General features: G+C 50.0%; 18 protein-coding genes and 3 pseudogenes. 18 read left to right on the top strand and 3 right to left on the bottom strand.

What is annotated here, in order from left to right:
• On the bottom strand, nucleotides 1–196 hold a 196-nt coding region (locus BGK49_RS30720), incomplete at its 3' end, for a hypothetical protein (protein WP_197672274.1).
• Between BGK49_RS30720 and BGK49_RS01050 the strand changes: the two are divergent.
• The 5 genes and pseudogenes from BGK49_RS01050 to BGK49_RS01070 form a co-directional block, all read left to right on the top strand.
• A pseudogene (locus BGK49_RS01050) lies at nucleotides 101–997 on the top strand (replication endonuclease); the annotation flags it as partial. The gene BGK49_RS30720 and the pseudogene BGK49_RS01050 overlap by 96 nt on opposite strands.
• Before the next feature lie 153 nt (nucleotides 998–1,150).
• A complete protein-coding gene (locus tag BGK49_RS01055) occupies nucleotides 1,151–1,339 on the top strand; it encodes a hypothetical protein (RefSeq protein WP_001154434.1) in 189 nt (62 codons plus the stop codon).
• 10 nt (nucleotides 1,340–1,349) lie between these two features.
• Nucleotides 1,350–1,583, top strand: coding sequence for a DinI-like family protein (locus BGK49_RS01060; protein ID WP_001217575.1), 234 nt, complete (start codon nucleotides 1,350–1,352; stop codon nucleotides 1,581–1,583).
• A 292-nt stretch (nucleotides 1,584–1,875) separates the two neighbouring features.
• Nucleotides 1,876–3,525: an AAA family ATPase gene (locus tag BGK49_RS01065; protein WP_000960487.1), complete on the top strand. Its 1,650-nt coding sequence runs from the start codon at nucleotides 1,876–1,878 to the stop codon at nucleotides 3,523–3,525.
• 1 nt (nucleotide 3,526) lies between these two features.
• Nucleotides 3,527–4,390: an HNH endonuclease gene (locus tag BGK49_RS01070; RefSeq protein WP_005007304.1), complete on the top strand. Its 864-nt coding sequence runs from the start codon at nucleotides 3,527–3,529 to the stop codon at nucleotides 4,388–4,390.
• Nucleotides 4,391–4,497: 107 nt separating this feature from the next.
• Here BGK49_RS01070 and BGK49_RS01075 read toward each other — a convergent pair.
• Together BGK49_RS01075 and BGK49_RS01080 are read right to left on the bottom strand one after the other, a co-directional pair.
• Nucleotides 4,498–5,529, bottom strand: a pseudogene (locus tag BGK49_RS01075) (phage portal protein).
• Nucleotides 5,529–7,295 (bottom strand): terminase ATPase subunit family protein, encoded by a 1,767-nt coding sequence (locus BGK49_RS01080; protein ID WP_069375678.1) that lies wholly within the window; start codon nucleotides 7,293–7,295, stop codon nucleotides 5,529–5,531. Before BGK49_RS01080 ends, BGK49_RS01075 begins: the two are co-directional and overlap by 1 nt.
• 142 nt (nucleotides 7,296–7,437) lie before the next feature.
• On the opposite strand from BGK49_RS01080, the gene BGK49_RS01085 reads away from it, so the two are divergent.
• From BGK49_RS01085 to BGK49_RS24880, 13 genes and pseudogenes are all read left to right on the top strand, one after another.
• Nucleotides 7,438–8,292 carry a GPO family capsid scaffolding protein gene (locus tag BGK49_RS01085; protein ID WP_069375679.1) on the top strand — a complete coding sequence of 285 codons (855 nt, stop codon included), beginning with the start codon at nucleotides 7,438–7,440 and terminating at the stop codon, nucleotides 8,290–8,292.
• Nucleotides 8,293–8,308: 16 nt separating this feature from the next.
• Nucleotides 8,309–9,367, top strand: a complete 1,059-nt coding sequence (locus BGK49_RS01090; RefSeq protein ID WP_000742516.1) for a phage major capsid protein, P2 family — start codon at nucleotides 8,309–8,311, stop codon at nucleotides 9,365–9,367.
• A 3-nt stretch (nucleotides 9,368–9,370) separates the two neighbouring features.
• A complete protein-coding gene (locus BGK49_RS01095) occupies nucleotides 9,371–10,021 on the top strand; it encodes a phage terminase small subunit (RefSeq protein WP_000059202.1) in 651 nt (216 codons plus the stop codon).
• Nucleotides 10,022–10,116: 95 nt separating this feature from the next.
• Nucleotides 10,117–10,562, top strand: a pseudogene (locus BGK49_RS28865) (head completion/stabilization protein).
• A complete protein-coding gene (locus BGK49_RS01105) occupies nucleotides 10,562–10,765 on the top strand; it encodes a tail protein X (RefSeq protein WP_000868179.1) in 204 nt (67 codons plus the stop codon). The pseudogene BGK49_RS28865 and the gene BGK49_RS01105 overlap by 1 nt, the downstream one beginning before the upstream one ends.
• 3 nt (nucleotides 10,766–10,768) lie before the next feature.
• Nucleotides 10,769–10,984 (top strand): HP1 family phage holin, encoded by a 216-nt coding sequence (locus BGK49_RS01110; protein WP_000171568.1) that lies wholly within the window; start codon nucleotides 10,769–10,771, stop codon nucleotides 10,982–10,984.
• Entirely contained in the window at nucleotides 10,965–11,477 is a 513-nt protein-coding gene (locus tag BGK49_RS01115) for a lysozyme (protein ID WP_001069905.1), read from the top strand. The genes BGK49_RS01110 and BGK49_RS01115 overlap by 20 nt, the downstream gene beginning before the upstream one ends.
• Before the next feature lies 1 nt (nucleotide 11,478).
• Nucleotides 11,479–11,856 carry a DNZ54_00345 family protein gene (locus tag BGK49_RS01120; RefSeq protein WP_000727844.1) on the top strand — a complete coding sequence of 126 codons (378 nt, stop codon included), beginning with the start codon at nucleotides 11,479–11,481 and terminating at the stop codon, nucleotides 11,854–11,856.
• On the top strand, nucleotides 11,853–12,281 hold the full coding sequence (lysB, locus tag BGK49_RS01125; protein WP_001442125.1) for an Rz-like lysis system protein LysB: 429 nt from the start codon (nucleotides 11,853–11,855) through the stop codon (nucleotides 12,279–12,281). Before BGK49_RS01120 ends, lysB begins: the two co-directional genes overlap by 4 nt.
• Nucleotides 12,166–12,414 (top strand): Rz1-like lysis system protein LysC, encoded by a 249-nt coding sequence (gene lysC / locus BGK49_RS30780; RefSeq protein WP_223229653.1) that lies wholly within the window; start codon nucleotides 12,166–12,168, stop codon nucleotides 12,412–12,414. Before lysB ends, lysC begins: the two co-directional genes overlap by 116 nt.
• Nucleotides 12,377–12,808: a phage tail protein gene (locus BGK49_RS01130; protein ID WP_001039925.1), complete on the top strand. Its 432-nt coding sequence runs from the start codon at nucleotides 12,377–12,379 to the stop codon at nucleotides 12,806–12,808. Before lysC ends, BGK49_RS01130 begins: the two co-directional genes overlap by 38 nt.
• Entirely contained in the window at nucleotides 12,801–13,202 is a 402-nt protein-coding gene (locus tag BGK49_RS01135) for a phage virion morphogenesis protein (protein WP_000829134.1), read from the top strand. Before BGK49_RS01130 ends, BGK49_RS01135 begins: the two co-directional genes overlap by 8 nt.
• A gap of 50 nt (nucleotides 13,203–13,252) precedes the next feature.
• Nucleotides 13,253–13,417: IS1 family transposase (locus tag BGK49_RS24880; RefSeq protein WP_047664789.1), on the top strand; the 165-nt coding region annotated here is incomplete at its 3' end.

Below are 13,417 nucleotides of genomic sequence, written 5' to 3' on the forward strand. Positions count from 1 at the left end.
ACTGGCCGATAAACCGGGTCGGCGAACTGCTCCCCTGGCGCGTAGCACTGCCGACTGAATAACACATCCCCGTCAATACGGTTCTTGCTGCACGCTTACCATTGACGGGCGTGGTCTGGCTGGCGAGATCAGCAAGGAAACGGGTAAATCCCTGCGTGATAACGCTGAATACGTTAATCCCTGGGCGTCTCTGCATCGTGTTCAGCAATTCCGCTTCTTTGGTATTCCAGGGCGTCAGGCTTACCGTGAACTGCGGTTGTTGGCTGGTCAGGCGGCAAGGCAGCAGGGTGACAAAAAAGCAGGTGCGCCGGTACTGGATAACCCGCGCCTTGATGCCATCCTGGCTGCTGCTGATGCTGGCTGTTTTGCCACCTACATTATGAGGCAGGGCGGCGTGCTGGTTCCTCGCAAATATCACTTGATCAGAACCGCTTATGAAATCAATGAAGAGCCGACCGCCTATGGCGATCACGGTATTCGTATTTATGGCATCTGGTCACCCATTGCAGAAGGCAAGATCTGCACTCATGCAGTGAAGTGGAAAATGGTTCGTAAAGCCGTTGACGTTCAGGAGGCGGCAGCCGACCAGGGCGCTTGCGCCCCTTGGACTCGTGGCAATAACTGTCCCCTTGCTGAAAATTTGAACCAACAGGAGAAAGATAAATCAGCTGATGGGAACCCCAGAACGGACATTACCAGCATGGATGACAAGGAGTTGCACGATTACCTGCACAGTATGAGCAAAAAAGAGCGCCGGGAACTGGCAGCAAGGTTACGCCTGGTGAAACCGAAACGGCGTAAAGACTACAAACAGCGAATTACAGACCATCAGCGACTGCAGCTCGTGTATGAGCTGAAGTCCAGAGGATTTGATGGCAGCGAGAAAGAGGTCGATTTACTCCTTCGCGGAGGCAGTATTCCGTCAGGAGCAGGCCTGCGTATCTTCTATCGGAACCAGCGTTTGCAGGAAGATGATCAGTGGCGGAACCTGTATTAATTACGCGGGTTAACAATTCGTGCTCTTAATAATACCAGGCATATCAGGCTGATGAACGTAAAAAAACGTTTTACATCAGTAAGATTATTATATACTGTAAATATAAACAGTGGTTATGCATGCAGTATTGCGTGTGGTGTCATAGGAGGAAAGATGCAGGACTATTTTTTGGAGTCTTTGAAGCTCCAGCGCATTGATTTTTTTCTTAAGCTTGTAGCGGCTAGTGAGTGTAGTGATGAAGAGAAGGGGCTGGCTCTGCAGTGGGTTTCTGAATTGACTGATGAACTCATGGCAAAAATCAGAACCCACGAATACAACCGCTCAATGGATGTCATCAGCTGAGGTGACTTTTATGCGCATTGAAATAATGATCGATAAAGAGCAGAAGATTAGCCAGTCTACCCTGGACGCTCTTGAATCCGAGCTTTACCGCAATCTGCGCCCTCTGTATCCCAAAACGGTAATTCGTATCCGCAAAGGTAGCTCTAACGGTGTGGAACTTACCGGATTGCAACTGGACGAAGAAAGAAAACAAGTGATGAAAATTATGCAGAAGGTGTGGGAAGACGACAGCTGGCTGCATTAAGAAACGTTGCTGGCGTCTGAACTAGCTTCTGGCGTCAGCAAGGTTGAACAACGAGCCCTTGCGAGGCGTTAGCTCTGTAGTGCATGTCTATGCCGCATGAGATCGCATGATCGTTTGAGGATCGTTTTTGCTAAGGCCCGCCAGAACTGGCGGGCTTTTGCGTAGATCATGCAGGTGCATGAAAACCACTACATAAAGCGGGCAGGCGTGGCGGGGATACGATTGCGCGCTAGGTATAAGTGTGTAAAATAATTCCAAAATAAATCATCACTAATGAAGTGAGAGGGTAATAATGTTAGTCAAGAAAAATAAAAATTATAGTTTATATTTTTTAATTACAAATAATCAACAGATATCTGATTCTGGTAATTATATAAAAATAGTCCCATCAAGAAGCGATTGGAATGATTTTGGATATTTGAGTAGAGTCGAAATATCTATTTTTAATAAAAAAGAGTGTAAGGATATAATTTCACTGAATGGTTATATTGGTTTTTTGAATTCAGAGGAGGAACGAAATGGAAAAGCAGAACTGATAAGGCGAGTGAAAAAAAAGGAAGAATCTAATTTAAAGGATGAGGGGTTTAATGATTATTTTGTCATGCTTCAGGATATGAATAATTATCGAAGACTAGTAAGATTTTTTGGGGTGAATGAATCCAAATATATATTAAATTTCATTAATGATGTTGTTTCTAAGAAAAGTGACGCTAGTGCAGAGAATTTGAGGAAAAAAGCAATCTCTTCTGATATCTTTAATAAATCTTTCATTAGAGAGTCTGAGTCGTATTTTACTTTCAAAAATGCAGGAACAGTTCTTTCCGGTATTCAATATGAGGAGTTGGGTAATTTATCACAGCACATCAAGATTAGCTATTCGAATAAAGTTAATGAAGAAGATGTATCTTATGTTTTTAATTTTGATCACGAGCATGATTTACCAAAAAGAATTTCCATAATTATAGGCGAGAATGGTGTAGGAAAAAGCCAAACGCTTAGAGAAATCGCATTGGCTGCGATTAAAGGAAAGGATAATTTGGTGGCTGTAGTTGATTCTAACGGTGTGAGCATTGAAGAACGAATTCAAATTAGTAGGCTCATTGCTTTTTCTCCAACAAATGAAAGTAAGTGTTCATTTCCAACCGATAAAAGAATAAAATCATTGATATGGTACAAAAGATTGACTTTAAATCGTGAATCAAAATCCAAATTAAACTTGAATGATTTAATAGTGCAACTAGCGAGGAGTAACGACGCTATCGGCTATAATCAAAGGTGGAATATATTTGTTGATGCACTGAGTGTTCTAAATAGTAACAACGATTTAGTAATCAAATGTGGCGGTGAAAATTCACCATTTGTTAAATTAAATGAGCTTAATTCTCGAGGCGAAGAATCTAGACTATCATTATATTCTGAAATTATTCTCTCTGGCGAGCCTTTGAGGCTTATTGAAAATAAATGTTACCCTTTGAGTAGTGGGGAAATATCGTTTATTAAGTTTTGTGTACAAGTTTGTTTGTATATTGAGAATGGGACTCTTCTATTAATAGATGAGCCAGAAACACATCTCCATCCTTCATTTATTAATAAATTTATGGCATTGCTTGATAATTTATTAGAAAAGACAGGCTCTTCAGCTATCATAGCAACGCATTCGGTTTATCTTGTTCGGGAGGTTTTTAAGGAGCAAGTGACAATACTCAGAAGACGAGATGATGGGGTAATTGTTAGCGAAAAACCGAGATTGAGTACTTTTGGGGCGAATATAGGAAATATCTCATATTTTGTTTTCGGTGAGAGTGAACCAACTCAAATTTTAAATAAAGTAAAAAACAATATAATTGCAAAGAATATGTCTTGGGATGATGTTGAATCTAAATATAGCGAGGACTTATCACTTAATGTATTAACTGCGTTGAGAAATGAAATGGGCAATTGAAATGAATAAATTAAAAAGACCTGTTTTTAAAGATTATTCTGCATTTAAAAAACTATCTGCAAATAAGAGATTAAAACATCATTCTGTTCTGAATGGACAGGATACATTTATACTTAATGCATATAGATCGTACATAAAGAATAAAGGGTATCTTAATGTCAATTCTTGTGGCGTATTGAGTAACAATATTGCTGAAGCTTTGAGATATTATTATAACAATCCCGCAAAGTGTTTATCTATAATTGATGATATAAGAGCAGCTAATTCTAACTCTCTATGTCCAATGTGTGGTTCAATGCATAGCGGGACTTTGGATCATGTTTTACCCAAGGAAAACTATCCAGAATTTTCTTTATTCACTAAGAATTTGGTTCCTGCTTGCAAATGTAATACTTTCAAAAGTACTACTATAGCTAATTCTGCAGGCCATCGGATGCTGCATCCATATTTTGATAATATATTAAAACAAAGATTAATATGTGCTAATTTTTCTAAATTAGGGCGAACACCTACAATTGATGTAAAAATCATAATTGACCCAATGTCACCAGAATATAACAATGTTAAGTATCATCTTGATAATGTTGTTATCAAGAATAATATTAAGGGGTATTTGTCTGAACAATGGGAGTCGTTTTACTTATATCCTGAGCTTGTTATTAGAGGACTGAATAAGAGTCTTTCTACTTATAGCGATGTATATGAGTTGTTGACTCGCGAGTTGTTGCTGTTGGATGAAAAACATAAAGGTAAAAATAATTGGAATTCGGTTTTTGTAGCTGGGTTAATTCGACCTGATGTGATTAGGTGGATACTCTGTGAATTACATTTAGGTAACAGAAGTCCAGACGGTCGTCTCATATGATTTTTTGCATCTTCAGCGTGTATCTGCACGCTGAAGAAATTCATAAAAACTGCTGCCTATTAATAAATTTTTTTAGCTGAGTTAAAGAACCTCATTTAGTGATTACGTTAAGTAGCTAGTTTATAACTATCAAATTTAACAATGTTCTCACTTACCAATTTATTTATTTCCATCATTCTTTTTTGTAACGGTATTAACTCGTTACGTACAAACACCAGGCTCGCCTTCTCCACATCCCCAAACCCCCCGACATTATTAGGCATAATCCCCATCATTTGCGGTGGCACACGATGCGCCGCCATCATGTCATCCCGGCTCACGTTCTTGATGTTCAGAAACTCATCCTTCGCCGCGACTTCTGACAACGGGATGATCTGAAGCCCGTCCTTTTTGCCGTTAGGCGAGTACATAAACAGATTGCGGAAGTTACCTGGTCCTTTGGCGCTTTTCATCGCATTGCGGAGGTTGTTCACATCCTCCTGGTTTTGCGCGGCATCGGTCATGTACATGATGAAGCCTGCATGACTGCCGTTAATGTAATACTATCGGCGGAACAGCGTGGCGGACTCGTTGAGCAGGGCTGACGGAATGGCAGAAAGGTAACCTGGCAGGCCGTAGATCTCTTGGTTGATGTCCGGTTCCATCAGATGAAAGATGCTTCCTTTCGTGAACTGATACGGCTGCGTGGTCATGCCGTATTGCACAAACCAGTAGGTATCCAGGTCTAATCCGCGTCGGGTGTATTTTGCCAGAGCAGGCTCAAGAGCGATGACCTCTCCGAACCGGTTTGTGCGTTTCTCCAGGTAAGCGTTACCAAATACCAGATAATCCTGCACAAAACGTGAAAAAGCCTGCTGGCTGAGCAGCGGGTGAGGGATGTAGGTACTGATCAGAATGTTGCATTTCACCGCAATTGGTGAACTGTGATGCACGGCGGCGCGGAATGTGCGCGCCAGTCCGTCAAAACTCACTGGCGGCTCATACCAGCGATCTGTCTGTACGCATTCCACATAGTCCAGTAGTTCACGGCGGTCCAGAACCGGAACGGGATCGCCGAAGCTGAATGCTTCGGCTGAAGTCTGGTTTTTATGCTGGGTCTGTTTCGTCGCCGCAGCGCGGTTCTTCTTACTCTTTCCCATCAAAAAATCTCCACAATATTGCTGGTATTGGCGGACTCGCCCTGCAGCGGTTCGTTAAACAGTGCGTGCATTGTTGCCCAGGCCAGATCGGCATGGCTGGCTTCTTCGCTGCGGCTGGCTTCATAGGTCGGGCGGTTGCCGCTGGCGGTGGTGGCGCGACGGATTGCCATGAATGACTGCGCAATGTCGGTGTGCCCGGCGTCAAACTCAAGACGGCGGTGGCTGATAATGTCGTAGGCCTTGAGTACCAGGGCGTTTTTAACGTTGGGGTTGTAGACAAACTCCCGGACGGCAGGAAAAAACGCTTTCACGTTCTCGTAAACCCCGTGACCAACGCCGGTTGAGTCGATGCCGATATAGGTCACGTTGTACTGTTCAGTCAGTTTTTTGATGGCGTAAGCCTGGGCGCGAAAGTCCATTCCGCGCCACTGGTGACGCTCAAGAATGCGGAACTTACCGCCTGGCACGGCTGGCGGTGCCACCACCACGCATCCGGCGCTGTCGCCGTTCTGCGTACCTTTTGCCGGGTCATAACCGATCCACACTTCGCGCCAGCCAAACGGGCGCAGGGCCAGTGCATGAAAGTCGGTCCAGACTTCCCAGCTGTCCACCATGCACGCCTGCAATTCGCTGAGCGGGAACACGGACGCGAGATCGTCCACGAACTCGCACATCAGCAGGTTCTGGTATTCGTCAGGGCTGTACTCCATGCGCAACTGGTCAAGGTCGAACAGGTTACAGGCGCCGCGCACCGCATCTTCCACGGTGACTATCTGGCGGTATTGCCCGTCTGCGCACAGCAGGCCGGGGGCCAGATTGCTGTGGGACAGGTCGATGTCCACCTTGTCAGCTTTGTTGCGCCCACGGTTGAACAGCGCACCGGACCAGAACGGATAAGCACTGTGGGTCAGACTGGATGGTGTGGAAAAATAGGTCTGCCGCCATTTCTTGTGAATAGCCATACCAGAAGCCACTTTGCGTAGCTCCTGAAATTTCGGTATCCAGAAATATTCATCCAGATACAGGTTACCGTGATAACTCTGGGCAGTGCGGGCATTGGTGCCGAGGAAATACAGTGTGGCCCCGTTGGGAAGCACCATCGGATCGCCTTTCAGCTCCACCTCCACTTCTTTGGCAAAGTCGATGATGTACTGTTTGAAGACGTGGGCCTGTGCCTTACTGGCAGAAAGGAAAATCTGGTTACGTCCGGTAAGCAGGGCGTCAATCAGGGCTTCACGGGCAAAATAGAAGGTCGCGCCGATCTGGCGTGACTTCAGCAGGTTGCGGATGCGGTTGGTTTTTCCGGCTTCCCACCAGTGGCGCTGGTAGTTGAACATGGAGGAATGGAAATTTTTTTCCAGCTTCTCAATCTGGTCATCGGTGAAAACATTCTTTTCAGGCTGACGGCGTGGGCCTTTGTTGCGGTTGGCGACGTTAGGGTTTAAGTCGGCTTCGTTGCCGCCATTGTTAAACTTGCCGATCCGCGCGTGGCGCTCAGACTGGCGCGCCAGCAGGTCAATATCTTTGAAATCTTTCCCTTCTTTGTGCTCCTTCATGATGAGCTGGCAGTAGCGTGCGGCGGTGGTGAGCTGCATCTGATCCAGAGGCCCATAGTCACCCCACTTGTCGCGTTTTTTCCAGCTGTAAACGGTTGCAACTTTCTCGCCCAGCATTTCAGCAATGCGGGCTACGCGGTATCCCTGAAAGTACAGCAGCATGGCCTGCCGACGGGGATTGAGATCTGCGGGTGTCAGTGTGGTGTTCATGGCACAAACCTACAGCCTTGAATGAAGGCTTTCCCCGCCTGCGGTTTGTGTGGTTGTCGGTACAAATACCGCGCATTGTTTCACTGCCCCTATCACCGCAACCATAAGGCTCCAGTAAGTTTTTTCTAACGGAGCACGGCTCATGACAGTGAAAGCAAAGCGTTTTCGCATCGGGGTGGAAGGTGCCACCACCGACGGACGCGAAATCCAGCGTGAATGGCTGGAACAGATGGCAGCCAGCTATAACCCGGCGGTGTATACCGCGCTGATTAACCTTGAGCACATCAAGTCTTATCTGCCGGACAGCACCTTTAACCGCTACGGCAAGGTGACGGCGCTGTTTGCTGAAGAAATCACGGAAGGTCCGCTGGCAGGCAAGATGGCGCTGTATGCTGACGTTGAGCCAACGGAGTCCCTGGTGGAACTGGTGAAAAAAGGCCAGAAATTATTCACCTCTATGGAAGTCAGCCCGAAGTTCGCTGATACGGGCAAAGCCTACCTGGTCGGCCTGGCTGCCACTGATGACCCTGCCAGTCTGGGCACTGAAATGCTGACATTCAGCGCCAGTGCAGCCCATAACCCGCTGGCAAACCGCAAGCAGAATCCCGCCAATCTCTTTACCGCCGCAGAGGAAACGGTGATCGAACTGGAAGAAGTCCAGGACGACAAACCGTCCCTGTTTGCCCGCGTCACGGCGCTGTTTACCAAAAAAGAGCAGTCCGATGACGCCCGGTTCTCTGATGTGCATAAGGCCGTGGAGCTGGTCGCCACTGAGCAGCAGAACCTGAGCGCACGCACCGAAAAATCCCTGTCTGAGCAGGAAGAACGCCTGTCTGAGCAGGAAGAACGCCTGTCTGAGCTGGAGACTGCCCTGCAGGCACAGCAAACCGCCTTTAACGAACTGGTGGACAAGCTGAGTCATGAAGACAGCCGCCAGGACTACCGCCAGCGTGCAACAGGCGGTAACGCCCCCGCTGACACTCTGACCAATTGCTGATGGAGCACAAAACCTGATGAAGAAGAATACCCGCTTTGCTTTTAACGCTTACCTGCAGCAACTGGCGCGTCTGAACGGTGTGGCAGTTGAAGAACTGTCCAGCAAGTTCACCGTAGAGCCGTCCGTGCAGCAGACGCTGGAAGACCAGATCCAGCAGTCCGCCGCTTTCCTGACTCTGATTAACGTCACGCCAGTGACTGAGCAGTCCGGTCAGCTGCTGGGGTTGGGAGTTGGCAGCACCATTGCCGGAACCACTGATACCACTGCGAAAGAGCGTGAACCTGTCGATCCGACGCTGATGGTCGATGTGGAATATAAATGCGAGCAGACCAACTTTGACACGGTGCTGACCTACGCGAAGCTGGACCTGTGGGCGAAGTTTCAGGATTTTCAGGTGCGTATCCGTGACGCCATCGTGAAACGTCAGGCACTGGACCGCATCATGATCGGCTTTAATGGCGTGAAGCGTGCGAAAACCTCCAACCGTAGCGAAAACCCGCTGCTGCAGGATGTGAATAAAGGCTGGCTGCAGAAAATCCGTGAGGATGCACCGGATCACGTCATGGGCAGCACCACCACGGGCGGTGAAACCACACCGGGCGCAGTGAAAGTCGGGAAAGGTGGCGAATATGCCAACCTGGACGCCGTGGTGATGGATGCCGTCAATGAGCTTATCGACGTGGTCTACCAGGACGATGACGATCTGGTGGTGATTTGCGGTCGTGAACTGCTGTCTGACAAGTATTTCCCGCTGGTCAACAAAGAGCAGGAAAACAGTGAAAAACTGGCTGCCGATATGATCATCAGTCAGAAACGCATGGGTGGCCTGCAGGCCGTGCGTGCGCCGTTCTTCCCGCCGAATGCGCTGCTGATCACCCGTCTGGATAACCTGTCCATCTACTGGCAGGAAGACACCCGCCGCCGTTCAGTTATCGACAACCCGAAACGTGACCGGATTGAAAACTTTGAATCCGTTAACGAAGCCTATGTGGTTGAGGACTACCGCTGCGCCGCACTGGTGGAAAACATCCAGATTAGTGATTTCAGCGCCGCCGCAGCCGAAACCGGAGCGTAATCCATGAGCCTGAGTCCCGCACGGCAGCATCGCCTGCGCGTTCAGGCTGAACAGGCCGCCCGTGAGGGTGGCAGTGTTCGCCACGCATCGGGCTATGACCTGATGCTGCTGCAACTGGCGGAAGACCGCCGCCGTCTCAAGGGCGTTCAGTCCACGGTCAAAAAAGCGGAAATCAAAGTGGAGCTGCTGCCGAAGTACGCCGCCTGGGCGGAGGGTGTCCTGGCTGCCGGAGGCGCTCAACAGGATGACGTGCTGATGTACGTGATGTTGTGGCGCATTGATGCCGGAGATTATGCCGGGGCGCTGGAGATCTGGCGTCATGCCCTGCGTCATGGATGGGTGATGCCGCTGGGCAACCGCAACGTGCAGACCGTGCTGACAGAGGAAATGGCAGATGCAGCGCAGAGCGCAATGCTTGCCGCCACCGGCTTTGATGCCGATCTGTTGCTGCAGACGCTGGAGCTGACAGACGGTCTGGATATGCCGGACCAGTCACGGGCACGTCTGCATAAAGCGATTGGCGCGGTCCTGAGTGAAAGCAATCCGGCTTCCGCCCTTAATCATCTCAACCATGCGTTACAGCTCGATCCCCGCTGTGGCGTGAAAAAAGACAAACAGCAGCTGGAGCGCAGACTGCGCAATGACAGCCGCTGACAGAACGTGCCCCCGCGCACGGGCGGCACGGGGTGGCGAAAGGCACAGCCACATCAAAACCCCGTCCACCGCCCTTTATTTCAGGAGAAAGCAGCATGAAGTTTGTTGCGCCAGAACAGGCACCGGAACAGGCGGAAATCATTAGAAATACGCCGTTCTGGCCTGATGTGGACCTGTCGGAGTTTCGCAGTGTCATGCGCACTGACGGCACGGTGACGCAGCCGCGTTTAAAGTAGGTTGCACTGTCGGCAATTTCGGAGGTTAACGCAGAGCTGTATGAATTTCGCAGACGCAGCAGATGCTGGGGTATGCGTCGGAACAGCTGGACGGGAAAAGTGAGCGCATTCAGCACTATTTCAACGCGGTTTACTGCTGGGCTCGCGCCATGCTCAACGAACGTTTCCAGGACTATGACGCCACGGCATCCGGTGCGAAGCGGGGCGAAGAACTGGCGGAAGCAAGCGGTGATTTGTGGCGTGACGCCCGCTGGGCCATCAGCCGGGTGCAGGACGCGCCGCACTGCACAGTGGAGCTTATCTGATGAAAGTGCGTGCGCATCAGTATGACACGGTGGACGCGCTTTGCTGGCGTCATTACGGGCGCACGCAGGGTGTCACGGAGCAGGTACTGAAGGCAAATCCGGGGCTTGCCGAATACGGCCCCTTTGTACCTCACGGGCTGCAGGTGGAGCTGCCGGACATTCCGACCACCACCACCGTGCAGACCGTCCAGCTATGGGACTGAATTATGACGCTTGAGCGAATCAGCGCCTTTATCACGTATTGCATCGCCGTCGTGCTGGCCTGGCTGGGCGATTTGTCCATCAAGGATGCCTCAACGCTGGGCGGCCTGATGATTGGTGTGCTGATGCTGGCTATCAACTGGTACTACAAACACAAAGCCTACCAGCTTCTGCGCGACGGGCAGATCTCGCGGGAGGACTATGAATCCATCAATCGTTAAACGCTGCCTTGTCGGGGCCGTGCTGGCTATTGCTGCCACGCTGCCGGGTTTTCAGCAGCTTCACACCTCCGTGGAGGGACTGAAACTGATTGCCGATTACGAAGGTTGTCGTCTGCAGCCGTATCAGTGCAGCGCGGGTGTCTGGACCGACGGTATTGGTAATACGTCGGGCGTCATTCCCGGCAAAACCATTACGGAGCGACAGGCAGCAGAAGGGCTGATCTCCAACGTGCTGCGTGTGGAGCGGGCGCTTGAAAGGTGTGTGAAGCAACAGCCGCCGCAGAAGGTGTATGACGCTGCGGTGTCGTTTGCCTTCAACGTGGGTACGGGCAATGCCTGCAGTTCCACGCTGGTGAAATTGCTCAATCAGCGGCGCTGGGCGGATGCGTGCCGACAGTTGCCGCGCTGGGTTTATGTGAAAGGTGTTTTTAATCAGGGGCTGGATAACCGCCGTGCGCGGGAGATGGCCTGGTGTTTACAGGGAGCAAACTGAAATGAAAAAGAAATTAATCAGCGGGCTGTTTCTGATGTTATGGATGGCGCTGTTAATCGCAGCAATAGTGTATCCGCAGGGGATTTTTCCGGTACTGGCAGCGTCCGGCGTTTGGGTAGCCTGTTTACTGACATGGGCGGTAATTCCGGTAGCACTGGCTTCGTTAATTAAGAATGGCCCGCTCTGGCAGGAGTTGAGGGCATCTTTACTGAAGACAATTACCCGAAAAGAAAACGTATTTATCAGCTGGGTGATACGATTGCTGATTGTCGTCAGTCTCGCCTGGACGGGGTGGGCCATTACCCTGGTCTTTTATCTGCTGACCGTTATTGCCTTCTGGATCACCCGTAATCAGATGGCGCAACAGGTAGCCGCATGAACCGGTTGCTGCTGGTTGTGCTGGCGTTATTATTGGCGGCGCTGGGCTGGCAGACGTGGCGGCTGGCTGATGCCAGCCAGACCATCAGCACGCAGGCAGACGAGCTGCAGAGCAAAAGCCAGGCACTGGCAAAGAGCAACAGCCAGCTTATCAGCCTGTCCATTCTGACTGAAACCAATAACCGGGAGCAGGCGCGGCTCTATGCCGAAGCAGAACAGACCAGTGTACTGCTGAGACAACGACAACGCCGGATTGAGGAACTGAAACGTGAGAACGAGGATTTACGTCGCTGGGCTGATACTCCTTTGCCTGCTGACATTATCCGGCTGCGGGAACGTCCGGCACTCACCGGAGGTGCAGCTTACCGTCAGTGGTTGTCCGCGAGTGACGCCGTGTCGGCTGGAGCAGGCAGCGCCGCGCACTAACGGTGATCTGAATGCGTTGCTGGATGAAACGGAGGCCGCCTGGGCGGTCTGTGCAGACAAAGTGGACATGATTATTGCGTGTCAGGAGCGAAATAGTGAACAAACCACAATCCCTGCGCCACGCCCTCAATAAAGCAGTGCCTTATGTCCGTAATAACCCGGACAAACTGCATCTGTTTGTGGATAACGGTTCGCTGGTTGCCTCCGGGGCTAGCTCCATGTCATGGGAGTACCGCTACACCCTGAACGTGGTGATTGAAGATTTCAGCGGCGACCAGAATCTGCTGATGGCCCCGGTTTTGCTGTGGCTGCGGGATAACCAGCCCGATGCGATCAATAACCCGGCGTTACGGGAAAAGCTATTCACCTTTGAGGTGGATATTCTGCGCAACGATGTCTGTGATATCAGCCTTAACCTGCAACTGACGGAGCGTGTGCTGGTCAGCACTGACGGCAGTGTGTCGAACGTTGAAGCGGTAGCGGAACCTGATGAACCTGAAGAAATGTGGACGGTGAAACGTGGCTGAATTGCAGAAGGTGGACGACTGGCTGAGTGCATTATTGGCGAATCTGGAGCCAGCCGCAAGAAGCCGCATGATGCGCCAGCTGGCGCAGGAACTGCGCCGGACACAGCAGCAGAATATCAGGATGCAGCGCAATCCAGATGGCAGCAGTTATGAGCCGCGCAGGGTAACAGCACGCAGCAAAAAGGGGCGCATCAAACGTCAGATGTTTACAAAGCTGCGCACCACAAAATACCTGAAAACTGCAGCCAGCGCCGATTCTGCCAGCGTACAGTTTGAAGGTAGGGTGCAGCGCATTGCCCGTATTCACCATTACGGCTTGAGTGATCGCGTCAGTCGAAAAGGTATTTATACCATCTATGCGAAAAGGCAGTTATTAGGTTTTAATGTCCGGTAATGCTGCCAACTTACTGATTTAGTGTATGATGGTGATTTTAAGGTGCTTGCGTGGCTTCCATTTCCATCAGATGTCCTTCCTGCTCCGCTACTGAAGGCGTGGTGCGTAACGGCAAAAGCACTGCCGGACATCAGCGCTATCTCTGCTCTCATTGCCGTAAAACATGGCAACTACAGTTCACTTACACCGCCTCTCAGCCCGGTACGCACCAGAAA

Origin of the sequence: Shigella sp. FC1544, assembly GCF_001722145.1 — a bacterium.
Lineage (GTDB): Bacteria > Pseudomonadota > Gammaproteobacteria > Enterobacterales > Enterobacteriaceae > Escherichia > Escherichia coli.

Excerpts from the sequence above, each read along its gene's own strand:
- BGK49_RS01055 (WP_001154434.1), top strand. The coding sequence starts at position 1,151 with ATGCAGGACTATTTTTTGGAGTCTTTGAAGCTCCAGCGCATTGATTTT.
- BGK49_RS01060 (WP_001217575.1), top strand. The coding sequence starts at position 1,350 with ATGCGCATTGAAATAATGATCGATAAAGAGCAGAAGATTAGCCAGTCT.
- BGK49_RS01065 (WP_000960487.1), top strand. The coding sequence starts at position 1,876 with ATGTTAGTCAAGAAAAATAAAAATTATAGTTTATATTTTTTAATTACA.
- BGK49_RS01070 (WP_005007304.1), top strand. The coding sequence starts at position 3,527 with ATGAATAAATTAAAAAGACCTGTTTTTAAAGATTATTCTGCATTTAAA.
- BGK49_RS01080 (WP_069375678.1), bottom strand. The coding sequence starts at position 7,295 with ATGAACACCACACTGACACCCGCAGATCTCAATCCCCGTCGGCAGGCC.
- BGK49_RS01085 (WP_069375679.1), top strand. The coding sequence starts at position 7,438 with ATGACAGTGAAAGCAAAGCGTTTTCGCATCGGGGTGGAAGGTGCCACC.
- BGK49_RS01090 (WP_000742516.1), top strand. The coding sequence starts at position 8,309 with ATGAAGAAGAATACCCGCTTTGCTTTTAACGCTTACCTGCAGCAACTG.
- BGK49_RS01095 (WP_000059202.1), top strand. The coding sequence starts at position 9,371 with ATGAGCCTGAGTCCCGCACGGCAGCATCGCCTGCGCGTTCAGGCTGAA.
- BGK49_RS01105 (WP_000868179.1), top strand. The coding sequence starts at position 10,562 with ATGAAAGTGCGTGCGCATCAGTATGACACGGTGGACGCGCTTTGCTGG.
- BGK49_RS01110 (WP_000171568.1), top strand. The coding sequence starts at position 10,769 with ATGACGCTTGAGCGAATCAGCGCCTTTATCACGTATTGCATCGCCGTC.
- BGK49_RS01115 (WP_001069905.1), top strand. The coding sequence starts at position 10,965 with ATGAATCCATCAATCGTTAAACGCTGCCTTGTCGGGGCCGTGCTGGCT.
- BGK49_RS01120 (WP_000727844.1), top strand. The coding sequence starts at position 11,479 with ATGAAAAAGAAATTAATCAGCGGGCTGTTTCTGATGTTATGGATGGCG.
- lysB (WP_001442125.1), top strand. The coding sequence starts at position 11,853 with ATGAACCGGTTGCTGCTGGTTGTGCTGGCGTTATTATTGGCGGCGCTG.